This is a genomic window from Litoreibacter sp. (assembly GCF_039974535.1).
Taxonomy (GTDB): Bacteria; Pseudomonadota; Alphaproteobacteria; order Rhodobacterales; family Rhodobacteraceae; genus Litoreibacter.
Genome location: NZ_JBDWIU010000012.1, coordinates 165,110 through 188,688 on the forward strand (window position 1 = coordinate 165,110; position 23,579 = coordinate 188,688).

At 56.5% G+C, this 23,579-nt stretch carries 23 protein-coding genes; 17 read left to right on the forward strand and 6 right to left on the reverse strand.

What is annotated here, in order from left to right:
- Positions 1-3: 3 nt before the first annotated feature.
- The 7 genes from ABJN86_RS13765 to ABJN86_RS13795 all read left to right on the forward strand — a co-directional run bounded on the left by ABJN86_RS13765 (position 4) and on the right by ABJN86_RS13795 (position 4,938).
- Positions 4-399, forward strand: coding sequence for a RidA family protein (locus ABJN86_RS13765; protein ID WP_348363500.1), 396 nt, complete (start codon positions 4-6; stop codon positions 397-399).
- Positions 396-797, forward strand: coding sequence for a DUF6497 family protein (locus ABJN86_RS13770; RefSeq protein ID WP_348363498.1), 402 nt, complete (start codon positions 396-398; stop codon positions 795-797). Before ABJN86_RS13765 ends, ABJN86_RS13770 begins: the two co-directional genes overlap by 4 nt.
- Positions 798-1,011: 214 nt before the next feature.
- Positions 1,012-1,143 carry a hypothetical protein gene (locus ABJN86_RS13775; protein ID WP_348363496.1) on the forward strand — a complete coding sequence of 44 codons (132 nt, stop codon included), beginning with the start codon at positions 1,012-1,014 and terminating at the stop codon, positions 1,141-1,143.
- Between the two features lie 183 nt (positions 1,144-1,326).
- On the forward strand, positions 1,327-1,686 hold the full coding sequence (locus tag ABJN86_RS13780; protein WP_348363495.1) for a hypothetical protein: 360 nt from the start codon (positions 1,327-1,329) through the stop codon (positions 1,684-1,686).
- Positions 1,687-2,041: 355 nt separating this feature from the next.
- Positions 2,042-2,242, forward strand: a complete 201-nt coding sequence (locus ABJN86_RS13785; protein WP_348363493.1) for a hypothetical protein — start codon at positions 2,042-2,044, stop codon at positions 2,240-2,242.
- 114 nt (positions 2,243-2,356) lie between these two features.
- Positions 2,357-4,357 carry an acetyl/propionyl/methylcrotonyl-CoA carboxylase subunit alpha gene (locus tag ABJN86_RS13790; protein WP_348363492.1) on the forward strand — a complete coding sequence of 667 codons (2,001 nt, stop codon included), beginning with the start codon at positions 2,357-2,359 and terminating at the stop codon, positions 4,355-4,357.
- Between the two features lie 5 nt (positions 4,358-4,362).
- Positions 4,363-4,938, forward strand: coding sequence for a hypothetical protein (locus ABJN86_RS13795; RefSeq protein ID WP_348363491.1), 576 nt, complete (start codon positions 4,363-4,365; stop codon positions 4,936-4,938).
- A 122-nt stretch (positions 4,939-5,060) separates the two neighbouring features.
- Here the strand turns inward: ABJN86_RS13795 and ABJN86_RS13800 are convergent, their stop codons facing one another.
- A complete protein-coding gene (locus ABJN86_RS13800; protein WP_348363490.1) occupies positions 5,061-5,537 on the reverse strand; it encodes a DUF4174 domain-containing protein in 477 nt (158 codons plus the stop codon).
- A gap of 166 nt (positions 5,538-5,703) precedes the next feature.
- On the opposite strand from ABJN86_RS13800, the gene ABJN86_RS13805 reads away from it, so the two are divergent.
- Positions 5,704-6,663: a hypothetical protein gene (locus ABJN86_RS13805; RefSeq protein ID WP_348363488.1), complete on the forward strand. Its 960-nt coding sequence runs from the start codon at positions 5,704-5,706 to the stop codon at positions 6,661-6,663.
- On the forward strand, positions 6,623-8,758 hold the full coding sequence (gene scpA, locus ABJN86_RS13810) for a methylmalonyl-CoA mutase (protein ID WP_348363486.1): 2,136 nt from the start codon (positions 6,623-6,625) through the stop codon (positions 8,756-8,758). The genes ABJN86_RS13805 and scpA overlap by 41 nt, the downstream gene beginning before the upstream one ends.
- Positions 8,759-8,819: 61 nt before the next feature.
- Here scpA and nhaA read toward each other — a convergent pair whose 3' ends face one another.
- Positions 8,820-10,010, reverse strand: coding sequence for a Na+/H+ antiporter NhaA (gene nhaA, locus ABJN86_RS13815; protein ID WP_348363484.1), 1,191 nt, complete (start codon positions 10,008-10,010; stop codon positions 8,820-8,822).
- A gap of 169 nt (positions 10,011-10,179) precedes the next feature.
- Here nhaA and ABJN86_RS13820 point away from each other — a divergent pair, with 169 nt between their 5' ends.
- From ABJN86_RS13820 to ABJN86_RS13845, 6 genes are all read left to right on the forward strand, one after another.
- On the forward strand, positions 10,180-11,256 hold the full coding sequence (locus ABJN86_RS13820) for an AI-2E family transporter (RefSeq protein ID WP_348363483.1): 1,077 nt from the start codon (positions 10,180-10,182) through the stop codon (positions 11,254-11,256).
- A gap of 3 nt (positions 11,257-11,259) precedes the next feature.
- Complete coding sequence (locus ABJN86_RS13825) at positions 11,260-11,931, forward strand: DnaA/Hda family protein (RefSeq protein WP_348363481.1); 672 nt, start codon at positions 11,260-11,262, stop codon at positions 11,929-11,931.
- Positions 11,932-12,012: 81 nt separating this feature from the next.
- Positions 12,013-14,187: an RNA degradosome polyphosphate kinase gene (locus ABJN86_RS13830; RefSeq protein ID WP_348363480.1), complete on the forward strand. Its 2,175-nt coding sequence runs from the start codon at positions 12,013-12,015 to the stop codon at positions 14,185-14,187.
- A 105-nt stretch (positions 14,188-14,292) separates the two neighbouring features.
- Positions 14,293-15,816 (forward strand): Ppx/GppA family phosphatase, encoded by a 1,524-nt coding sequence (locus ABJN86_RS13835; protein ID WP_348363479.1) that lies wholly within the window; start codon positions 14,293-14,295, stop codon positions 15,814-15,816.
- Between the two features lie 106 nt (positions 15,817-15,922).
- Entirely contained in the window at positions 15,923-17,260 is a 1,338-nt protein-coding gene (gene proS / locus ABJN86_RS13840) for a proline--tRNA ligase (protein WP_348363477.1), read from the forward strand.
- A gap of 149 nt (positions 17,261-17,409) precedes the next feature.
- Positions 17,410-17,787 (forward strand): DUF3461 family protein, encoded by a 378-nt coding sequence (locus ABJN86_RS13845; RefSeq protein ID WP_348363476.1) that lies wholly within the window; start codon positions 17,410-17,412, stop codon positions 17,785-17,787.
- Positions 17,788-17,928: 141 nt separating this feature from the next.
- Here the strand turns inward: ABJN86_RS13845 and ABJN86_RS13850 are convergent, their stop codons facing one another.
- Positions 17,929-19,497 carry an alanine/glycine:cation symporter family protein gene (locus ABJN86_RS13850; RefSeq protein ID WP_348363475.1) on the reverse strand — a complete coding sequence of 523 codons (1,569 nt, stop codon included), beginning with the start codon at positions 19,495-19,497 and terminating at the stop codon, positions 17,929-17,931.
- A gap of 10 nt (positions 19,498-19,507) precedes the next feature.
- A complete protein-coding gene (locus ABJN86_RS13855; protein WP_348363473.1) occupies positions 19,508-19,945 on the reverse strand; it encodes a universal stress protein in 438 nt (145 codons plus the stop codon).
- 395 nt (positions 19,946-20,340) lie between these two features.
- On the opposite strand from ABJN86_RS13855, the gene ABJN86_RS13860 reads away from it, so the two are divergent.
- Positions 20,341-21,606: a lipoprotein-releasing ABC transporter permease subunit gene (locus ABJN86_RS13860; RefSeq protein WP_348363783.1), complete on the forward strand. Its 1,266-nt coding sequence runs from the start codon at positions 20,341-20,343 to the stop codon at positions 21,604-21,606.
- On the forward strand, positions 21,599-22,282 hold the full coding sequence (locus tag ABJN86_RS13865; protein WP_348363471.1) for an ABC transporter ATP-binding protein: 684 nt from the start codon (positions 21,599-21,601) through the stop codon (positions 22,280-22,282). The genes ABJN86_RS13860 and ABJN86_RS13865 overlap by 8 nt, the downstream gene beginning before the upstream one ends.
- Here ABJN86_RS13865 and ABJN86_RS13870 read toward each other — a convergent pair.
- Positions 22,279-23,226, reverse strand: a complete 948-nt coding sequence (locus tag ABJN86_RS13870; protein ID WP_348363470.1) for an alpha/beta hydrolase — start codon at positions 23,224-23,226, stop codon at positions 22,279-22,281. The genes ABJN86_RS13865 and ABJN86_RS13870 overlap by 4 nt on opposite strands.
- A complete protein-coding gene (locus tag ABJN86_RS13875) occupies positions 23,223-23,510 on the reverse strand; it encodes an SCP2 sterol-binding domain-containing protein (RefSeq protein WP_348363468.1) in 288 nt (95 codons plus the stop codon). Before ABJN86_RS13875 ends, ABJN86_RS13870 begins: the two co-directional genes overlap by 4 nt.
- Positions 23,511-23,579: the final 69 nt, after the last annotated feature.

The following is a 23,579-nucleotide window of genomic DNA, read 5'->3' on the forward strand; positions in this document are numbered from 1 at the left end:
CGTATGACCGAATTTCACAATATATCTGACGCGCCTACGCATGTTGCCCCGTTCTCTCATGCGGTGGAAAGTGATGGCTGGGTGATCCTTACAGGCCAGATGCCGACCAAACCGGGCGGAGCCACGACGGACCCGCTTGATGAGGGCGTGGAGGCGCAGACACGCCAAGTTATGCTGAACTTAGAGACAGTACTGAAAGGTATAGGCTTGGACCTGAGCCATGTCGTGCAATGCCGCTGCTTCCTTACCGAATTTGAACGCGATTACGCGACGTTCAACGAAACCTACAAAAGCTTCTTCCCAGCTGACCGTTTACCTGCGCGCACTACGGTGGGGGTGACGGCTTTGGCCGTTGGTGCATTGGTTGAGATTGATTGCGTCGCGAGGCGGCCGGAATGAAGCTAGCGGCATTGGCATTGTTGATCGGGACTGGGGCGGCGTCGGCTGAACAGGATGCATTGATTGCGTTATCTGACGTGCAATATCAGCGCCATGAGGTGCTATTTGAACCCGCCGGTGCTTATGAAGCGGTTCGTAGGGTGGTGCGATTGCGATTGGTGGCAAACGAAATCGCAGACCAGAGCAATTTTGGATTCGACGTGATTGAACGTGACATTCAGTCGCTCTGTGACACCGAAGGGCTTAGAATCGTTAGCAAGTTCGCACCCAATGCAACTGAAATTGTAATCTCTGTAGCCGCTGAAAAGACGGTATTCGGCGAACCCGCGCCGAGCATTGTTCAGTACTTTGATGTCTTCTCAGTGGTCGATGGAACCTGTGTTTGGGGTGGTTTATGACATTTAATCAATGCCTTAATGGTGGATATACACCTCAAAATTCGATTGTTGCATTAGCAACACGTCCTGCAATCGATGCATCTGAGATATATTTTTTCTTCAATAGAACAGCTACCTTGCGTCGAGGTTACATTTCTGTGACCCCTAATGTGTGCGAAGAAGGAGTGGGGATTAGCCCCATTAGTGATTCGTCAGATCAAAACAGGAGACTCAGATGTCCAAGAGCATCAAAGCACTCGCAGCCTTTGGCTTCGTTGCAATCGTCGCAGCATGCGGCGGCCAACAAGAAGAAGAAGTTGTTATTGTTGAACCAGTTGTTGAAGAAACAACTTACAGCAAGTTCTAATACTACATTTGCGGGGCGGGCTTTTCGCATCGCCCCGCAAAACCCTACCGGCCAGACAACGCAATTTGCGAATGCGGCCTCTTCCCAGACATTCAACAATACCATGCCGCCGATCCGCCCTCGTGCGCTCCGTTCGCGTGCCCATGTGGGCTGGCGTTGCGGCATCACTACTCAGGTGACACCATGTTAAAACACAAGGGCTTTCCTTCGCGCCTTCCGGGCAGCGATTTCCAGTTTACGATTCGTCGCGACAACAAAAGTGGCCCAACCCCGATCAAAGCCCGAGAGCGGTTTGCCGACCGCCGTCCTGCCGACCGCCGTGCCGACGCTGGTTTCATCTGGGCCTTGGTGCAGCATTTCGGTGAAGAGCCGTTTGAGCGGGGGAATTTGGACGCTGGTCGTCTGAGCTGGCTTTTTGGCCGCGAGGTTATTGCAGCAGAGGATCCTTTCGATCCAGCGAGTTACGATGCGTTGATGCGCATCGACTATCGCCGCGTGCAGGCGTCGTTCCCCAATGCATTTGCTGAAGAGTTCATTGAATAATGAGCGATATCGCGCTGCCATATCTGAAATTTGGGCGAAAGGACGCTTACTTTTGTGTTGTTCGCTTTTTGGAGTTTCTTACCGACACGGCGCATCGCATCGTTCCTATGCAAGCCAGTTGCACAATCCCAGCAGCTAGCTTGCAAATACAAGACCGTTACCCTTCCCCCCTAAGGAGGTCTGTTCATTTGAGCAGACCTCTTTTTTTGCGCAAGGCTATGCACGGGCAAAATTGTGCCGACTTCAATACAAGGTTTCGCGCAACTCTTCGCCCGAATGGCCATGCGTACAAAAAGATGATTTCAAATGATGCGTCCTCGTATTGGGTCTCCTTGAACAACCAAGGAGATACCTCATGCGAAAATCATTCATCGCCGCCACATGTCTTTTTACAACATTTGCTCTATCCGCCTGCGATAACGACGCCGAGCGCGGCCTTGTCGGCGCAGGGGCAGGGGCGGTGGTCGCTTCGGCCACTGGTGGATCGACCCTTACTGGGGCAATCTTGGGTGGTGCTGCGGGCGTGTTCTGCGACGACGCAGGCGTCTGCAAGTAACTTATCGACGAAAATTAACCGAACCAACAGGGCCGAGGTGTGCGTTCGCACGCCTCGGCCTTTTTTGATGCAAGACCCCCAGCCTCAAAGCTGGGTAACAGGGGACCTTTCCTAATGTTCAAGAAAATCCTGATTGCCAACCGTGGCGAGATTGCCTGCCGTGTCATCAAGACCGCCCGAAAAATGGGCATCAAGACGGTGGCGATTTACTCGGACGCCGATGCGCAAGCGTTGCATGTGCAAATGGCGGATGAGGCTGTGCATATTGGGCCGCCCCCTGCGAACCAATCCTACATCGTGATCGACAAGGTCATGCAGGCTATCAAGGACACGGGCGCGGAAGCCGTGCACCCAGGCTACGGCTTCTTGTCTGAGAACGCCAAATTCGCCGAAGCGCTAGAAGCCGCTGGCGTTGCCTTCATCGGGCCACCTAAGGGCGCGATCGAGAAGATGGGGGATAAGATCACCTCGAAGAAGATCGCCCAAGAGGCAGAGGTCTCCACGGTGCCGGGTCATATGGACCTGATCGAGGATGCGGATGAGGCGGTGAAAATCTCCACGCAGATTGGCTATCCGGTGATGATTAAAGCCTCCGCGGGCGGCGGCGGCAAGGGGATGCGCATCGCGTGGAACGACGATGAGGCCCGCGAAGGGTTTCAATCCTCTAAGAACGAGGCCGCGAATTCCTTTGGCGATGATCGCATCTTTATTGAGAAATTCGTCACCCAACCGCGCCACATTGAAATTCAGGTGCTGGCCGACGCGCATGGCAACTGCATCTATCTGGGCGAGCGCGAATGCTCCATTCAGCGCCGCCAGCAAAAGGTGATTGAGGAAGCGCCGTCGCCTTTCTTGGACGAGGCAACCCGCAAGGCCATGGGCGAGCAGTCTTGTGCCTTGGCACAAGCCGTGGGTTACACTTCTGCGGGCACGGTGGAATTCATCGTTGATGGCGACCGCAACTTCTATTTCTTGGAAATGAACACTCGTTTGCAGGTTGAGCACCCAGTGACCGAGCTGATCACCGGCGTCGACTTGGTTGAACAGATGATCCGCGTGGCTTACGGCGAGAAGCTGAAGCTGGCGCAAAAAGACATCAAGCTGAACGGCTGGGCGATGGAATCGCGCCTCTATGCCGAAGATCCGTATCGTGGCTTCTTGCCGTCGATTGGCCGTCTGACCAAATACCGCCCACCGGCGGAGAAGGCCAACGACAAACGCGCGGTGCGCAATGACACAGGCGTCTATGAGGGCGGCGAGATCTCGATGTATTACGATCCGATGATCGCCAAGCTGTGCTCATGGGGACCAACCCGCGCCGAGGCTATTGAGCATATGCGCGTGGCGCTCGACAGCTTTGAGGTGGAGGGCATTGGCCACAACCTGCCGTTCTGTGCTGCCGTGATGGATCACCCGAAATTTGTGTCGGGCGATATTACAACCGCCTTCATCGAGGAAGAATATCCCGAAGGGTTCCAAGGGGTTGAGCTGCCAAAAGAGACATTGATGCGCATCGCATCCTCTGCCGCTGCGATGCACCGCGTGGCCGAAATTCGCCGCGCGCGTATCTCAGGCACCATGAACAACCACCGCCGCAAGGTGGGCAAGGATTGGGTTGTCACCCTGCAAGGCGAACGCTTTGACGTGAAGATCAAGGCGGACCCAAAGGGCGCCACGATCAAGCATGCGGATGGGACGACACAGCGCGTAACCTCCAAATGGACACCCGGTGACAGCCTAGCCAAGCTGAAGGTGGACGGCGAAAAGCTGGTGCTGAAGGTCGACAAGATCTCTGGCGGGTTCCGCGTGCGTCACCGCGGCGCGGAGCTAAAGGTGCATGTGCGCACCCCGCGTCAGGCGGAACTTGCGGGTTTGATGATCGAGAAGTTGCCGGCTGATACGTCGAAAATGCTGCTCTGCCCAATGCCGGGATTGATCGTCAAAGTAGATGTCGAAGTGGGGGATGAGATCGAGGACGGTCAAGCCCTATGCACCGTTGAGGCGATGAAGATGGAAAACATCCTGCGGGCGGAACGCAAAGGCAAGGTCGCCAAGATCAACGCGGCCGCAGGGGACAACTTGGCGGTGGACGACATCATTATGGAGTTCGAATAGACCTTGTGACTTGGGCCGACTTCATAGACGCGCGGGTGCCGCAAGCCGTTGTGGGTGGTGTGTTTATTGCGCTCGGCTGGGTCTTTAACGGCTGGCAAAACCGCAAACGGGATCGCCGCCGCCGGCTTGAGCGGGTGCAAGACGTGCAAACCGCCCTGATTGCCGAGATTGATCATTATGTCATGACGCTGAAGCTGTTTGATCTATCGGCCACTTGGTCGCGGATCGTCAGCGCGATGGAAGACGACAGCAGCTACATCCCCGCAGTGCCAAGCGAACGGAATGACACGATTTTCGCGGCTTTGGTCGCGGATGTGCACATCCTGCCCGATCCGGTGATCCAGCCAGTGGTCGGGTACTACAATCAGGTGTTTGCGGTGGATGCGATCATTGACGACCTGCGCTCGGATTTGTTTCGCGAGATGGACCAAGTCCAGCGTATCGGCATGTACACCGACTACATCGCTTTGAAACAGGAAGCTTTGGCGCGTGGGGAAATGGCCCTAAAGGCGTTGCGCAACAGCACGGGGCGTGCTGCGAAACCTAATAGCCGGGGCGCGGGCCCGTCTGGCCAGTCATAGGGGGAGGGGATTTTGGCGTCTTGTTCGACATATCACTCACCTCTTGGGGCTGCGGTAGGGCAGAATGCCGTTCCTGTCCTTAATCTAGCTGATTTTGTGTTAATGCGCAATGAAGCAAGGGCTCAATTGCCAAGCTCAAGCGCTTGTGTCGCACGTTTCTCTTCAAGTTCTTGGCGCCTTAACGGGATTTTATCGATGGCGCGGGATAACTCGCGCACGTCCCAAGGGAAGGGCTTGCGTAGCTTCACGCCGCCGTCTTTGCCGATCAGCACCAACATGAACCCCCGTGGGCGCAATTTTTCGCGAATGGCGGATGGCTCTTGTGGGTCGGTATCCACCAAAACCACCACATCGCGATCGACTAAGGCATCTGCGCGGGCCTCTAGTAATTCGATCTGGCGCTTGAAACGTGGGTCGGCTGGGGTGTCGGAAAACACCACAATGGGCCGTTTGAGCCAGAGAAAATCACTCAAATTAGCCTCAACTGCGTCATATGGGCCGATAGGTGACCCATCTTGCAACGCCTCTTCAGGCAGGCTTGCTGCAAGCGTGTTGGTGGCAAATAATGCTGAAAAAACAAGTGTGATAGCGTGCTTCATGGCACCTCCCTGTGACCCCAATATAGGGGGCATTTGCAGGAATGGAATGGGAGGATTGCGCACAATTTCGCCAATTGCCCCCGTTAAGCGAATGATCAGCCTTTGCAGGCACACCGAATGCTCCAGCTTGCCGCATAGGGTGGCGGGCGCGTTGGGGGCGTGTGTTGTGGAAATTTGCTTACATTTAGGGGCGCATAGAACCGGATCGACCGGTTTGCAGGTGTTGTTGAACAGCCAGCGGGCAGAGTTGCGTCGCGCGGGCGTGGCGTATTGGGGGCCGGACAAAACGCGCAATGGCTTGTTGGCGGGGCTGATTAAAGACCCATCACAGGTGAACGGGCCAGGCAAAGCACTAGGTGAGCGTTCATGTGGGCGGCTTCGCATGGAGTTTGCGCGGTTAGAAGTTGAACACCGGCAACAGCTTGTGATTAGCGAAGAAAACCTGATCGGCACCATGGCGCAAAACCTGAGCGCCGTCCGCCTCTATGGGCAGGCCGCGGATAGGCTGGCCCGGGTTCGCCCCGCGTTTGAGGGGCGTAAATTGCGCATTGGTTTGGCAATCCGCGCATATGATTTGCACTGGGCCTCACAATTGGCGTTTCGCGCGGAAATGGGAGCAAGTCTGCCTTCTCCTGCGAAATTAGATCGGCTCGTGACCCAGCCACGTCGTTGGTGCGATCTGATTGCAGATATTAAGACCATATTCCCAAACGCCTCGATTGTGGTTTGGCCGTTTGAGGGCTGGGTGTCTAACCCGCTCCCTCTGGTGTCCGGTATACTTGGGCGGGAAATTCCATTGGGGGCATTGGAAAAGCCGCACAAATCCAACGCCTCCGCGACAGCGACGCAACTCGCAAGTATCGCGGCTGAGCGCGGTGACATCGACACGGCACTTCGGCTGGCCTCGGCTGGGCAGGGCGCACGCTACATGCCGTTTAATGCCGACCAATTGCTCAAATTAAAACAAGACTACCGCGCAGATATCTCTTGGCTCAAAGCCAATGCGACAGGTTCTGCGGGAATGACCTATTTAGACCCGACCGGAGGCACATTCGGCGAGGCAGACATGACAGAAGGAAGCCATCATGAGCGACGACAGACGAAAAGCGTGGGAAGCACGCGCTGAGAAAGAGCTGCGCGGCCGTCCTTTAGATGGTTTGACGTGGGACAGCCCCGAAGGGATCGCGATCCAGCCGGTTTATACCGAGGATGACGCGGCTGATTTGGACCACATGGGCTCCATGCCCGGGGAAGGGCCATTCACCCGTGGGCCGCGATCTACCATGTACACGGGCCGCCCTTGGACGATCCGTCAATATGCGGGCTTCTCCACGGCGGAAGAATCCAATGCCTTCTACCGCAAAGCACTGGATGCGGGGCAACAAGGCGTGTCCGTGGCATTCGATCTGGCCACGCACCGCGGCTACGACAGCGACCATGAGCGCGTGGTCGGTGACGTAGGCAAGGCGGGTGTGGCGATTGATAGCGTTGAGGACATGAAAATCCTGTTCGACGGCATCCCCTTGGACAAAGTGTCGGTGTCGATGACCATGAACGGCGCGGTGATCCCCGTTCTGGCGTCCTTCATCGTCGCGGGCGAAGAGCAAGGCCATGACCGCGCGGTGCTATCGGGCACCATTCAGAACGACATTCTTAAAGAATTCATGGTGCGCAACACCTATATCTACCCGCCAGAGCCGTCGATGCGGATCGTGTCGGACATCATCGCCTACACGGCGTCTGATATGCCGAAGTTCAACTCGATCTCGATCTCGGGTTACCACATGCAAGAGGCGGGTGCGAACCTTGTCCAAGAGCTGGCTTTCACGCTGGCGGACGGGCGCGAATATGTGCGCGCGGCGATTGCAAACGGCATGGATGTGGATGCCTTCGCAGGGCGGCTTAGCTTCTTCTTCGCTATCGGCATGAACTTCTTTATGGAAGCCGCCAAACTGCGTGCGGCGCGGTTCTTGTGGCATAAGATCATGCAGGAGTTTGAGCCGAAGAAAGAGCAGTCTTCGATGCTGCGTACCCACTGCCAAACATCAGGGGTCAGCTTGCAAGAACAAGACCCCTACAACAACATCGTGCGCACCGCTTACGAGGCCATGTCGGCAGTCTTGGGCGGCACGCAATCGCTGCACACGAACTCGTTTGACGAGGCCATCGCGCTGCCGACGGCTTTCTCGTCACGGATTGCCCGCAACACCCAGTTGATTTTGCAAAATGAGACCAAGGTGACCAAGGTGGTCGACCCGTTGGCGGGGTCTTACTATGTAGAAAAACTGACCTCCGATCTGGCGGAAGAAGCTTGGAAGCTCATCGAAGAGATCGAGGAGATGGGGGGCATGACCAAGGCCGTGGCCTCCGGCATGCCAAAGCTGCGCATTGAGGAAGCTGCCGCTCTGCGTCAGGCACAAGTGGACCGTGGCGAGGAAGTGATCGTCGGCGTCAACAAGTTCCGTTTGGACAAAGAAGACCCGATCGATATTCTGGATGTGGACAATGTCGCAGTGCGTCAAAGCCAGATCGCGCGACTTGAGAAGATCAAGGCCACGCGTGACCAATCTGTCTGTGACGCCGCTCTGAAGGCATTGGAAGCTGGCGCAACCACGGGTGAGGGCAACCTGCTGGCCTTGGCAGTAGACGCCGCCCGCGCACGGGCAACGGTAGGAGAGATCAGCATGGCAATGGAGAAATCATTCGGCCGTCACCGCGCTGAGGTGAAGACTTTGGCGGGCGTCTACGGCGCAGCCTATGAGGGCGACGAGGGCTTCGCGGCGATCCAAAAAGACGTGGAGTCCTTCGCCGAGGAAGAAGGCCGCCGCCCGCGCATGTTGGTCGTGAAGATGGGCCAAGACGGCCATGACCGTGGGGCCAAGGTGATCGCCACGGCCTTTGCCGACATCGGCTTCGATGTGGATGTGGGCCCGCTGTTCCAAACCCCTGAGGAGGCGGCGCAAGACGCTGTGGACAACGATGTGCATGTCATCGGCATCAGCTCTCAGGCGGCGGGGCACAAGACCTTGGCACCCAAACTGATAGAGGCATTGGACGCCGCAGGGGCAGGGGACATCTTGGTGATTTGTGGCGGGGTGATCCCGCAGCAAGACTACGAGTTCCTGCAAAACGCGGGCGTCAAAGCGATCTTCGGGCCGGGGACGAACATTCCTGAAGCCGCAAAAGACATCCTAGCGCTGATCCGCAAAGCGCGCGGGTAATGGAGAACCCTACGCCCACCTTTAGAGAGGTGGGCGTAGGAATTTTTGGATGATGATGAACTTACTCTGCCGGAAGGGCTTCTGGATCTTCATTGTTGCGCGCTGACGCGATCATCAATGCGGTGTATCCAAGGATCGCGGACAGGACCGACCCCGACAAGACGCCCAAGCGCACTTGGTTCATCATTGCTGGGTCCTCAAAGCTAAGGTTGCCGATGAACAGCGACATGGTGAACCCGATACCCGCAAGGCAGGCCACGCCGTAGATATGCAGCCAATTGGCCCCATGTGGCAGCCGCGCCCACCCCAATTTGACCATCACGAACACGAAGCCAAAGACGCCTAGCTGCTTGCCGACGATCAGGCCCAACATGATGCCCAACGACAGTGGGGCGATGAAGTCGGCCATGGTGAGGCCGGTCAAAACCACGCCCGCGTTTGCGAAGGCAAAGACCGGAACGATCAAGTACAAAACGTAGGGAGCCAAGGCGTGCTCTAGGGCGTGCAAAGGCGACTTGCCGTATTTGTCCTTCAACGGGATGAAGAAGGCGGTGATCACCCCCGCAAGCGTCGCGTGCACGCCGGATTTCAGCACGAAGAACCACATAATCGCACCAAGCAGGATCGCAGGCGCTAAACGATGGGCACCCTTCATGTTCAACCATGCCAAACCTGCGAGCGGTGCCAAGGCGTAGAGCAGGTAGTCAACTTTCAGCTCGGCGGTGTAGAACAGAGCAATGATGATGATCGCGCCAAGGTCGTCGAGAATGGCTAGCGTCAGCAAGAACACCTTCAACGACACCGGGGCGCGTGACCCGACAAGGGCGAGTATGCCCAAGGCGAATGCGATATCTGTTGCGGCGGGGATGGCCCAGCCGCCAAGACTGGGCAGGCCCCAGTTGAAGTAAACGAAGACCACGGCTGGCAGCATCATGCCGCCAAGGGCCGCCACACCTGGAAGGATCACGTCGCGGGGGTTCTTTAGTTTCCCTTCAAGCAGCTCTCGTTTCAGCTCCAGTCCGATCAGGAAGAAGAAGATCGCCATGAGCCCGTCGTTGATCCACAAGATCAGCGCTTTCGAGAGGCCTCCGCCGTTGAGCGTCAGGGACAAGGTGGCATTCAGAAAACTGTCGTAGGCCGGGGCTAGGCTCGAGTTGGCGACAAGCAGGGCTGCAACTGCTGATAACATCAACAATATGCCACCCGAGGCATCGTGGTTGAAGAACTTGTCGAAGGCGCGCGCGAGGCTCATTACTGGGGTTCCTGTCGTAACTTGAGTGAATTTATAAGGTTACGCAGAGATATAGCGTTCGGATCACATTTTTATAACAGGGTGCGACAAGTTTTCGCGGTGAAATTGGGCCCGACCTTGAAACCGGCCTCTCCATAGGTCACATCTGGACCTAACAAGAGGAAAGTTTATGGCATTACCAGTCCGCGATCAGGCGAAATATTGGGGCATTGCAACGGCGGTGTTCTTATTGGCGTTGTGGTATTTGGGCGATGTGATGCTGCCCTTTATCGTCGGTGGGGCAATTGCTTACGGGCTTGACCCCTTGGCAGACCGGTTAGAACGCATGGGAGCCAGTCGCGTCGTCGCGACCACCGTGATCAGCCTAGTTGCGCTGTTTGTATTCATCTTGATGGCAGTGCTGATCATTCCAATGATCGTAGGGCAGGCGGCGGGCTTGTTCGAAAGCGCGCCAGAATTATTTGCCCGCCTGCGCGATTTTTTGTCCGAGCGTTTCCCATCCCTTGGTGACGAGACCTCAACCCTGCGCCAGTCCTTGGCCTCCATCGGTGCTACAATCCAAGAACGGGGCGGTGCCTTTGCCAAAAGTGTGTTTGCCTCTGCGCTGGGGGTTATCAATGCGGTTGTGTTCATCGTCGTCGTGCCCGTAGTGGCCTTTTACCTATTGCTGGATTGGGACAACCTGATTGCTAAAGTCGACACGTTGATACCGCGCGATCATGCCCCGCAGATCCGCAAGATCGCGGCGGAGATTGACATAACACTCGCAAGCTTTGTGCGCGGCCAGATGACCGTTTGCGCGGTCCTTGGGCTGTTCTACGCCGTAGGGCTTATACTGGTGGGGCTGCAATTTGGCCTCGTGGTGGGCTTCATCGCGGGCCTTATCTCGTTTATCCCATATATCGGTGCCGTCATTGGCGGCGTCTTGGCCGTTGGACTGGCGCTGTTCCAGTTTTGGGATACGCCTGTCATGATTGGCGCTGTGGCCGCCGTGTTCGTGGCTGGGCAATTTCTTGAGGGCAACATCCTGACACCCAAGTTGGTAGGCGAAAGCGTGGGCTTGCATCCTGTTTGGCTGATGTTCGCCTTATCGGTTTTTGGGTCGTTGTTCGGCTTCGTCGGCATGCTGGTAGCGGTGCCTGTGGCGGCCTCCATCGGCGTGGTGACGCGCTTTGGGACGGATCAATACCGTCTTAGCCGGCTGTACAAAGGGTTGGACAACAACTCGGCGCAGGAAGACGAATAAACGATGTCTGAACAACTGGCCTTTACCTTGCCCGCGAAAGAAGCGCTGGGGCGGGAGGATTATTTTGTAGCTGACGCCAATGCATTGGCTGTCGCCGCCGTTGAGGATTGGGCGAACTGGCCGCTGAACAAGTTGATCTTGGTTGGCCCGTCTGGTGCGGGGAAGACCCATCTTGCCATGGTTTGGGCGCAAGACGCGGGTGCGCGTGTCGTCTCGGCGCGTGATTTGGCCGATCCTGTGGATTTGGCGCAAGGCCCGCTGGTTGTAGAGGATTTGCACCGCATCGTCGGCGTGCGCGATTCCGAAGTGCAGGCGTTTCATTTGCACAACCTGATGCAAGAGGGCGCTCATCCACTGCTGGTCACCACAGCCACCGCCCCAGCACGGATGGATTTTGCGTTGCCGGACTTGCAAAGCCGCATGTCGGGAACGTCGGTCGCGAAGTTGGAGGCCTTGGACGATATGTTGCTGATGGCCTTGGTGATGAAGATGTTTTCGGACCGCCAAATTGCTATCAAGCCTGACCTTTTGAACTATGTGATGCCGCGATTGCCCCGCAGTTTTGAGGCTGTTCGCGGCTTTGTCGAGGCTATGGATGTGCGTGCATTGGCCGAGAAACGCCCCATTGGCAAAGGTTTGGCCCGTGATGTTTTGGCCGAAATTTCGTGTGATTAACATCCGAGCATCTGGACACCGCCGCGCTAAATCCCCACATTCGTCATTGTGACCCTACATTCTCAAATCAAGACGCTTCCTATGTGTGGTGCCGACTTTCTGACCGCCGATTACCCGCAACCCGTGGAGATCGCTGATCTCGACGCGCAGGGTCCGGATCGGTTCTTCAACCGCGAGCTAAGCTGGCTTGCGTTCAATTGGCGTGTCTTGGGCGAGGCCGCAAACCCGCGTGTCCCGCTGATGGAGCGTGTGCGCTTTCTTGCGATATCGTCCACAAATTTGGATGAATTTTACACCGTGCGGGTCGCTGGCCTGCGTGAGTTGGCGAATGCGGGCAAACGATCTCCGTCGGCAGATGGTCGCACGCCAGAAGAGCAACTGCTTCTAATTGACGAAGACGCCCGTGCGTTGATCACCAAGCAAGACGCGGTGTGGGAAGCGCTGAAAGGCGAGATGGAAGCCAGCAATATCCGTCTTTTGGACGAGGATTGCTTGAATGAGGCCGATCGTGAGTTTCTTGACCGCTACTTCATGTCAAATGTGTTTCCGGTGCTGTCGCCCTTGGCCATTGACCCCGCACACCCGTTCCCGTTTATCCCGAATGAAGGCTTCTCACTGGCGCTGCAGCTAGAGCGGGCCAAAGATGGGCGCACCCTGCAAGCGTTGTTGCCGATCCCCGCGCAAATTGAGCGTTTCATCACCATGCCTGCGGGGCAGGGCGAGCAGCGCTTCTTGCCGATGGAAAAATTGCTGGTCCTCAAGATTGAGGAGATGTTCCCTGGCTATTCCGCGACGGGCCATTGCGCATTCCGCCTTCTGCGTGACAGCGATTTGGAGGTTGAAGAAGAAGCCGAAGACTTGGTGCGCGAATTTGAGGTGGCGTTGAAGCGGCGGCGGCGTGGGGAAGTTGTTCGCCTCAAGATGAGCTCAGGCGCGCCATCCAAGCTGCGAAAACTGGTGATGAAATCGCTTGAGGTGACCGAAAAGGACGTCATTGAAATTGCTGGCATGATTGGACTTGCTGATTTGGGGGAGCTGGTGTCTGCCGCCCCTCGAAACCTTTTATGGCCGTCCTTTACGCCGCGTGTGCCTGAACGTGTACAAGACAACGACGGCAATATGTTCGCGGCCATTCGCCAGAAGGACATGCTGCTGCACCACCCCTACGAGAGCTTCGACATGGTCGTGCGCTTCTTGGCGCAGGCGGCGCGGGACCCGAATGTGGTGGCGATCAAGCAAACCTTGTACCGCACCTCGAACCAAAGCCCGATTGTGGAGGCTTTGTGCGAAGCGGCGGAGAACGGCAAATCCGTCACCGCCTTGGTGGAGCTGAAAGCGCGCTTTGATGAGGCTGCTAATATCCGCCAATCGCGCAAGCTGGAACGCTCTGGTGCGCATGTCGTCTACGGGTTCATCAACTATAAAACCCACGCTAAGATCAGCACGGTGGTGCGGCGCGAGGGGGACACTTTGGTGACCTATACGCACTATGGCACTGGTAACTACCACCCTATCACCGCGCGTATTTACACCGACCTGAGCCTGTTCACCTGTGATGCCTCTTTGGGGCGCGACGCGACCAAAGTGTTCAACTACATTGGCGGCTATGCTCAGCCTGAACACCTTGAAAACCTTTACCTTTCGCCCACGGGTATGAAGAAAAAGCTGATCAAGATGATCGACAAGGAAGCCTCTTTCGCGGCGGAGGGGAAGCCGGCAGAGATATGGGCCAAGATGAATGCGGTGGTCGAATCTGATGTGATTGATGCGCTTTACCGCGCCTCGCAGGCGGGGGTGAAAATCAGCCTTGTTGTGCGCGGCATTTGCGCGGTGCGCCCCGGCATCAAGGGGCTAAGCGAGAACATTCGGGTGAAGTCCATCGTCGGGCGGTTCTTGGAGCATTCGCGCATCGTGTGCTTTGGCAATGGGCACGGGCTGCCATCGAAGAAGGCCAAGGTCTACATGTCCTCCGCCGATTGGATGAGCCGCAACCTGAACCGCCGCGTGGAGACATTAGTCGAGATCACAAACAAGACCGTGCAAGCGCAGGTGATGAGCCAGATTATGGCCGCCAATCTGGCGGACACCACGCAAAGTTGGGTACTGTCGCCGGATGGATCCTACGTGCGGGCGGATGTTGACGGGCAAGAGAACCCGTTCAACTGTCACCGCTTCTTCATGGAGAACCCGTCGCTGTCGGGCCGTGGCTCGGCGGGCGCGGGGGATGTGCCGGAGTTGACCCACACACCGGACTAGGTTTGCGCTGGCAAATTTAGCACAATGCACTCATTTCACATTGACGTGTGGGGCTGCCAAGCGGCATGGTCGAGGCCGGGAAATGAACCAAAAGCGAGACGAGCTTTGGACGGACATCACGACGACGACGGCCCCTTTGGCCGCCCCCTGTTCAACGACCCAAAATCCAAGGCGCTAAAGCGGGTAGGGGCCATTGACGTGGGCTCAAACTCTGTGCGGATGGTGGTGTTTGACGGCGCCGCGCGCAGCCCTGCGTATTTCTTTAACGAAAAGGTAATGGCGGGGTTAGGTGCGGGCGTTGCGGAAACGGGGCATCTCAACCCTGAAGGCCGCGACCGCGCGCTGGCCGCGTTGCGTCGCTTCGCGTTGTTGGCAAAGGGCATGGGCGTGTCGCCGATGACTTGCGTAGCGACCGCTGCGGTTCGCGACGCCGCGGATGGGCCGGATTTCTGCGCCGAGGTTGCCCGCGAGACCGGATTGAACCTTTGGGTCGCCGAAGGAGCGGAGGAAGCGCGACTGTCTGGTCAGGGCGTATTTCTTGGTTGGCCGGAGGCAAAAGGGTTGATGTGCGATATCGGCGGCTCCTCCATGGAATTGGCGGAATTGTCTGACGGGGCCGTTGGGCGGCGCGTGTCCTCGCAAATCGGCCCTTTGAAATTGATGAGCCTCAAGGGCGGGGCCAAAGCGCGCAAAGCCGTGATTGACGACACTGTGGATGATCTGCGCAGCCAAATTGATGGCGACTACAAGACGTTGTTCTTGGTGGGCGGCTCTTGGCGGGCAATCGCGCGGCTGGATATGGAGCGGCGCGGCTATCCGTTGAAGGTGCTTCACGAGTATCGAATGACAGCCAAATCAATCCTGCAAACTGTGAAATGGATCAATAAATTTAGCGTGGACGAATTGCGGGCGATGACCGGTAATTCCGAGGCGCGGATGCGTTTGGTGCCGATTGCGGCTCAAGTGCTCAAGTCGCTGATCCAGCGGTTCAAACCCAAGTCGGTGGCGGTTTCAAGCTACGGGATCCGCGAAGGCTTGCTGTATGAGCAGATGCCGTTTGAGCTGAAACGCCGCGATCCTTTGATCGAAGCCTGCCGTTATGATGAGGCCGCGAACGCCCGTATTCCCGGATTTGGCAAGTTTTTGTACCGCTTCATTGAACCCTTGTTTGAGAAGGCCTCGCCAGAGCGTATTCGCCTGATAAAAGCCGCTTGCCTGTTGCATGATGTCAGCTGGCGCGCGCACCCCGATTACCGTGCGGAGGTTGTTTTCGACAATTCCACCCGCGCCAATCTTGGGGGATTGGATCACGCAGGACGCGTTTTCTTGGGAACGGCTTTGCTGCACCGCTACAAGAATTCGCGCAATGGCACCCCGTTTCAAGAGTTGTTCGATCTGCTGTCCGCACGGGAACTGCGCGACGCCGAGGTGCTGGGCAAAGCCATGCGGTTTGGGGCGATGTTCTCGGTTCAACGACCTGAATTGATGGGGCAGCTCAAGTGGCACCCTAAAAAGCGGGTCCTGAAACTGAAGCTGCATCCTGATACGAAAGCCCTGTTTGGCGAGGTGGCACAGGCGCGGTTTGCATCCTTGGCCTCAGCGTTGGATGCGGAAACGGTGATCCGTTAGGCAGGCTGATTTTCTCGATTTAGTGAAAAATCATACGCCCCAACTTGGCAAGGGGCGGGCATTGGCGTAACCCAAGTGCAACCACTCATGAGAGAGACCAAATATCATGCGCATGTCCCGCTACTTTTTGCCCGTCCTGAAAGAAACGCCTTCTGAGGCGCAGATCGTGTCGCACCGCTACATGCTGCGTGCTGGCATGATCAAACAATCCTCGGCGGGCATCTATTCTTGGCTGCCGCTAGGTTACAAAGTTCTCAAGAAGATTGAGAATATCGTCCATGAGGAGCAAGAGCGTGCGGGTCATATGGCGATGTTGATGCCGACGATTCAATCTGCTGATTTGTGGAAAGAGTCTGGCCGCTATGACGATTACGGCGAAGAGATGCTGCGCATCAAAGACCGCCACGACCGCGACATGCTGTTTACCCCAACGGCGGAGGAGATGGTGACCGACATCTTCCGCTCCCACGTGAGCAGCTACAAAGACCTGCCTTTGACCATGTACCAAATCCAGTGGAAATTCCGCGACGAGCGCCGCCCGCGGTTTGGCGTCATGCGTGGTCGCGAGTTCTACATGAAGGACGGATACAACTTCGACCTGACCAAGGAAGACGCGCTGCATGCGTACAACCGCCATCTGGTCAGCTACCTGCGCACTTATGAGCGTATGGGGCTTCAAGCGATCCCAATGCGTGCCGACAGTGGCCCGATTGGTGGCGATGATACGCATGAGTTCTTGGTGTTGGCGGAGACGGGCGAGTCGGAGGTATTCTACGACAGTGCGGTGACCGATCTGACCTTTGGCGATCGTGAGATTGACTACGACAACGTGGAACAATGCGCAGGCGTAATGGAAGAATTCACAACCAAATACGCCCGCACCGACGAGACGCATGACGAGGCGCTGTTTAATGAAGTGCCAGAGGAACGTCGCAAGACCGCTCGTGGCATCGAGGTTGGTCAGATTTTCTACTTCGGCACCAAGTATTCGGAGGCAATGAAAGCCACCGTCCAAGGCCCTGACGGCAAGCCTGTGCCTGTTCACATGGGGTCGCACGGTATCGGTGTGTCCCGTTTGTTGGGTGCTATTATTGAAGCCAGCCACGACGATAAGGGCATCATCTGGCCCGAAGGTGTCACGCCTTATCACTGCGGTATTGTGAACCTTAAGCAGGGCGACGAAGACGCGGATGCAGCCTGTGAAAGCCTGTATAAATCTTTGACCGGTTTGGGGCTTGAGCCGCTTTATGATGACCGCAAAGAACGGGCAGGGGGCAAGTTCGCCACGATGGATCTGATCGGCCTGCCTTGGCGCATCACTGTTGGCCCACGCGGTCTGAAAAACGGCGTGGTCGAATTGACATCGCGCCGCACTGGCGAAAGCGAAGAGATGTCGCCGGCGGATGCAGTGGCCAAGGTGGCCGCGATCTACGCCAACCATTAAGCTTCCCGCATTCGGCCTGTGGAATAAACGCTACAGGCCGATTGCTTCGCAATTTTTCCCACCCACCAGTAAATCGTCGCTTTTTATGTGCGAAGTTATACTGTGAAGGCTCCAGCTATTTTAGTCGGCATTAACGTGAAGGAATTCAGATGAGCGTAGAAACTCCAAACCTGTCCGAAATGGGCGTCCGCAATCCCAATCAGATTGTGCACTACTCTTTGGTGCGGGTATCAAACGATATGGATGTGCTGAAGATTAACTACGGCCGTCCGCGCGGATCGATCCTACCCAAACGCCGAAGCTATGATTTTAAACGTCTGGGCAAGCCGATGGCGGGGTCGGACGAGGTCCGCATGGAGATTTCCCCGCTTTTGGCCGCGGCGGTGGATGAGTTGGATCACCTGTTGAGCGATGGCAAGGCAGTGGCGATAACCAAGAAGCAACTGCAAGAAGAGATTGCCGAGATTTCCAAAGAACTGAACGCGCGTTTGGCGCATTTGTCCGAAGCGGTTGCTGCGCTGGACTGATTGCCGTTCGGTGAGGTGGCGGTGGTTTGCCCACGTGGCTGACCGTTGCCCTGCGCAAGATTAATTAGATGCCCGCCAAGCGGTGCAATAAAAAAGGGGCGCCATAAGAGGCGCCCCTTAGTGTTTTAACTTGTGCTCAACTTAGTGAGTAAACTTCTTGATTTCACCCGATGACAGACGCGCGGAGTAGGACGCCAACTCTGCCTTGACCAGCTTCATCAGGAAGTAGAGGCAGAAGATATTGACCACCGCCATGGCGAAGATTGCCGCGTCGGAGAAGTCGATCACTGGGCCAAGGCTCGCTGCGGCACCGATGACGATGAACACGCAGAAGATCAGCTTGAACACCAGCTCAGAGGTTTTGCCCTCGCCGAACAGGTATGTCCAAGCCTTGAGGCCGTAGTAGCTCCAAGAGATCATGGTTGAGAAGGCAAACAAAACCACAGCAATCGCCAGCACATATGGGAACCAGCTGATGCCGGATGCGAAGGCTGCCGAAGTCAGTGCCACGCCACCGTTGCCGTCCACAGTCGCAATTGCGGAGCCAGCTTCATTCAGCATGTAGTTGCCAGTTTCTGGATCAATGATCAGCTGCCCCGAGATGGTGATAACCAAAGCGGTCATTGTGCAGATGATCACGGTATCGATCAGTGGCTCAAGCAAGGATACGAAACCCTCGGTGATTGGTTCTTTGGTCTTCACCGCAGAGTGCGCAATCGCCGCCGAGCCAACGCCCGCCTCATTTGAGAAGGCCGCTCGTTTGAACCCTTGGATCAACGCGCCGACCATGCCGCCTGCAACGCCCAAACCAGTGAACGCCCCGCCGAAAATTTGGCCAAAGGCCCAGCCGATTTTGTCGTAGTTGACGATCAAGATGATCAGTGCCGCACCAACATAGAGGATACCCATGAAAGGGACCACTTTCTCGGTGACGGATGCGATCGATTTCACGCCGCCTACGATGACAACGAAAACGATAGCTGCGAAGATGAAGCCAGTAATCAACCCAGAGAACTCAAAGCCAAGAACGCCTTGGATTTGCGCGTGAGCTTGGTTGGCTTGGAACATGTTCCCGCCGCCAAGTGCGCCAAGGATACAGAACACCGAGAACAGGACCGCTAGGATTTTGCCGCCAGGAAGTCCCAGCTCGGTAAAGCCCTTCGAGATGTAGTACATCGGCCCACCAGAGACGGTGCCATCAGGATATTCATTGCGATATTTCACGCCCAAAGTGCATTCGGTGAACTTGGAGGCCATCCCCAAAAGACCCGCAAGGATCATCCAGAATGTGGCCCCCGGCCCACCAATGCCCACGGCAACGGCCACACCGGCAATGTTGCCAAGGCCAACCGTGCCCGACAGCGCGGTGGCTAAGGCTTGGAAGTGACTGACTTCACCTGCGTCATTTGGATCAGAGTAGTCGCCTTTCACCAGCGCAATCGCATGGTTAAAGAAACGGAACTGAACGAAGGCGAAATACAGGGTAAAAACTGCGGCACCGATCACCAGCCACATCACGATCCACGGGAAGGGCTGGCCCATCACGTTAAAGGGCAGTGGAGCAAAGATGAAGCCCACAAAAGGCCCAGTTGCCGCCGCGAAGGCAGCGTTTACACGGGCATCGAGACCTTCGGCCTCTTGCGCCAAGACAGGGCCTGCAGAAGCGGCCAGAAGTGCAGCAGACGCCGCGAATTGATTGATACGTTTCATGTCAGCCCCTTTAGTTGACAACGGTGACGGGCACGCTGGCTTCCATCACGAGGTTCGCGGTTGAGCTGCCAAAGATGCGTTTGGACAAGCCAGACTCGGTGGAACGGCCTACAATGATTTGCGCAGCACCGGTTTCTTTGGCGATATCGTTCAACGTGTCAGCAACATTACCGTGACGGACGAGGCCATTTGCCGTGAGGCCGGCTTTGGTCAACGATGCGATTGCTGGCGTGACAACCCGTTCTTGCGCGGTGGAGATTTCCTCTTCACGGCGTTTATGGCGTTGCGCGTTTTCTTCGGCGGTTTGGAAAGAATATGGCGACCACTCAATGACATAAATCACGTGTATTTCGCAGGTCCCGATCTGCTCAGCTAGAGATTTTGCGAACTCTAATGCGCGCTCCCCCGAGCTGTGCCCATCAAGGCCAATTACTAATTTCGTTGACATAATACTGTCTCCCATTGCGACCGTCTGTTTTCATTTTTTTGCATTCAGGCGAGGAACCGAGACTTCAAATTGGAAGGCCTTCACGCGCTTGACGGACGAGTTGTTTTTCGGTCCTTCACATAAGTGTGTACGACATATTGTCGTACCATCGGGCGCATTTCCAACGCAAAGCGTGGTGGAAAATCCCTAAATCGGGTGATATTTTGGGAGAAATGATCTGAATTCAGTTTGGAGGTTCGGCTTGCGCCCAATAATGAAGTGTTGGCGACATGTTGCCGCCGCAGACTTGACCCGCATAAAGGATCAGCGCAAACGTGACGGCAAAAGCAAAGCGGAGAACGCAGTTGAGCAGCAACGGCCCCACCACTACCCCCCCGTTTTCGGGGTTCGAATGGATGATCGCATGGCGCTATTTGCGTGCCAAACGCGCGGAAGGCGGCGTGTCCGTGATGACGTGGATCAGCTTGATCGGCATCACCTTGGCGGTTGCAGCGTTGATCATCACCTTGGCTGTTCGGTCCGGCTTTCGCTATGAATTTGTAGACACGATCTTGGGCGCGAACGCCCATGTCACGGTCTATTCGTCGGGACAAACCACATCGACGGGAACCTATGCTCAAGTCATCGACGATTATGACGGCTTAACGGCTCAGATGGCCGCGGCTGAAGGTGTTGTTCGTGCAGCTCCCTTGGTGAAGGGGCAGGTTATGGCCTCGGTGGCATCGGGCGGCAATGCCGGCGCGGAGGTCTACGGCATCCGCGCCGATGATCTGGCGAGCGTGCGCCGCGTGGTCGATCCGGAACAAAAACTAGGGGATTTGTCGCAATTTGGTTTGGCCAATAATGGCATGACAATTGCCATCGGTTGGGGCGTTGCGCGCAGCTTGGGCGCGTCTGTCGGGGATAAAGTTCGGCTGATCTCGCCGAATGGCACCAAGACAGCTTTCGGCACCTCTCCACGTATCGTGGCGTTTGAGGTGGTCTACATCTTCCAAGTTGGCCGCTACGACATTGACCGCACGCGGGTCTATATGCCCTTCGACAAGGCGCAGGAATATTTCAACCGCGAAGGCGTGGCTGATGAGATCGAGGTGATCCTTGATGACCCCGAAAACGTCACCAAGCAAGAACGCGCGTTGCTCTCGGCAGCTGGCGAGGGGGCGCTTTTGTGGACGTGGCGCGATAGCTCGGGCGCATTCCTGAATGCGTTGGAGATGGAGGACAATGTGATGTTCTTGATCCTCTCCGTGCTGGTGTTGATTGCCTCGATGAACATCGTCTCCGGCTTGATCATGCTGGTGAAAAACAAGGGCCGCGACATTGGTATCCTGCGCACGATGGGGTTATCCGAAGGCTCTGTGCTGCGGGTATTCTTCATCTGCGGGGCCTCCATCGGGGTGATCGGGACGATCCTTGGCATGATCATTGGGTGCCTGTTTGCCATCTATATTGACCAGATTTTCGGCGTTGTGAATTGGGTTGCTGGTGGGGGCGTTTGGGACCCGTCAATCCGGCTGATCTCCAAGTTGCCAGCACGCCTTGAGATGGGCGACGTGCTGTCTGCTATTTCATTGTCGCTGTTCCTCAGCTTCGTTGTGACTATCTTTCCGGCCCGCCGTGCGGCGCGGATGAACCCTGTGGAGGCCTTGCGCTATGAGTAATGCGGCGTTGCTGCTCGACGGTGTCGAGAAGGTCTATAACACGGGCAAACCTAACGAGATCGCGGTGCTGCGCGGTGTTCAGCTCGAGGTCGCCGCTGGCGAGGTCGTCGCCATGGTCGCCCCCTCAGGGGCGGGTAAGTCCACCTTGCTACACACTGCTGGGTTGCTCGACACGCCTGACAAGGGACGCGTCGTGATCGACGGGGATGACCTAAGCGGCAGGAGTGATCGTGCACGCACGGCGGCGCGCAGGTCCAAGGTCGGGTTTATCTATCAGTTCCATCACCTGCTGCCGGAATTCAGCGCGTTGGAGAACATCGTACTGCCGCAACTGGCTGCAGGCGTGTCCAAGCGCGATGCTGAGGCTTATGCTTCTGAGCTGCTGGAGAAGGTCGGCGTGTCATCAAGGGCCGCGCATCGTCCGGGTGAGTTGTCGGGAGGCGAGCAACAACGCGTCGCATTCTGTCGTGCTTTGGCCAACAAACCGGGATTGTTGCTGGCGGACGAGCCGACGGGCAACCTTGATCCGGGTACCTCGGATCAGGTGTTTGACGCGTTGATGGCCTTGGCGCGTTCCACCGGTTTGGCCGCACTTATAGCGACCCATAATCTTGAGTTGGCTGGTCGGATGGACCGAGTTGTCCGGCTGGAGAACGGCGTGCTGGTCGACGCCTAAGCGTCGGCCGCAGCTTTCAGGTACAACTCAACGGCGCCATCGAAGACCTCTGCCTGAACATCGGGTAGGTCCATGGCAACCTCATGCTCACCGCCTTCGATTATGCGCAAGTCGCCGTTATGCCAGCGGGCCATGCGGTCACGAATGGCGTCCATGTCGACGATACGCTCATTGGTGCCAAGGAAAGTGATCGTTGGCACGTCAGGTGATGGGTTAAGTGCCAAAGCGCGGCATTCTTTCAGCGCCTCGTTGAACCAAGCAAAGGAAGGGCCACCAAGGGCAAGATCTGAATGCGCGATCAATTGCTGACGCATGTTTTCAAACATACCCGTGTCACGGGTCAGCAGGTTGTCTTCAAAGGGGTGGGCCAACACGTAGGAGGTCTCGGAGGTTCCGGGCGCTATAAGTCGCTCAAACCGTGTGTTGCGTGTCAGGCTGGACAACACCCAGCCAGCGCTGCGGCGCACGGGGTCCAAGGCAATGTCCCACATGGGGCCAGTGAAGACAGCTCCAACGACAGGGAGGCCCTCCATCAAGGCCCGCAGACCAATGCATCCCCCCATGGAGTGCGCGAACAGCCCAAGCGGCTTAGGCAAGTTCAATTCTGGCAAGGCAGCAATGACAGCGGCGACATCCGCTTGGTATTCGTTGAATTTGTCGACGTGACCGATGAGGCGATTGTCGAGCGCGCGGGCGGCAAGGCCTTGCCCGCGCCAATCAACCGCTACCGTTGAGAAGCCGCGGTCCTGAAAGGCCTTTGCGGCTGCCCCATATTTTTCGATGAATTCTGTGCGACCCGGAAAAAGCAGCACGGTTCCTTTGTCCCCGCCATTCCAAACGCCGATGCGTATTTGAACATCATCCGATGTGGTGAGCCAGTAGGCGCATCCGCCTTCGGGTCCATTGGCGACATCGGCGTGGAATGGGGCAGGGGTAAGGGTCACGACAGAACGGACCCCAGCTTCATTGCGGTGCCCATATCGCCATCGACGGACAGTTTGCCGGTCATGAAGGCCGAGGTTGGGTTCAAGTCGCCCGAGAGAATCGCCTCAAAGGTTTCGGTGTCGGCGGTCATGGTGCATTCTGCTTCGTCGTCGCCTGCGCGCACACCGTCGCCGTCAACCATAATGGCGCCTTCGCCCTCGATCACGAACTTAACGGAGCCGTCAAAGCCGCCGTCCATTTTGCCTGCAAGGGCCTCTACGGCTTTGTTGATTACGTCACTCATGATCCAGATCTCCTATAAAAGTGATTGAACGGGCATTTGTAGGTTTTGATTTTCGCAAATCACCCGTTA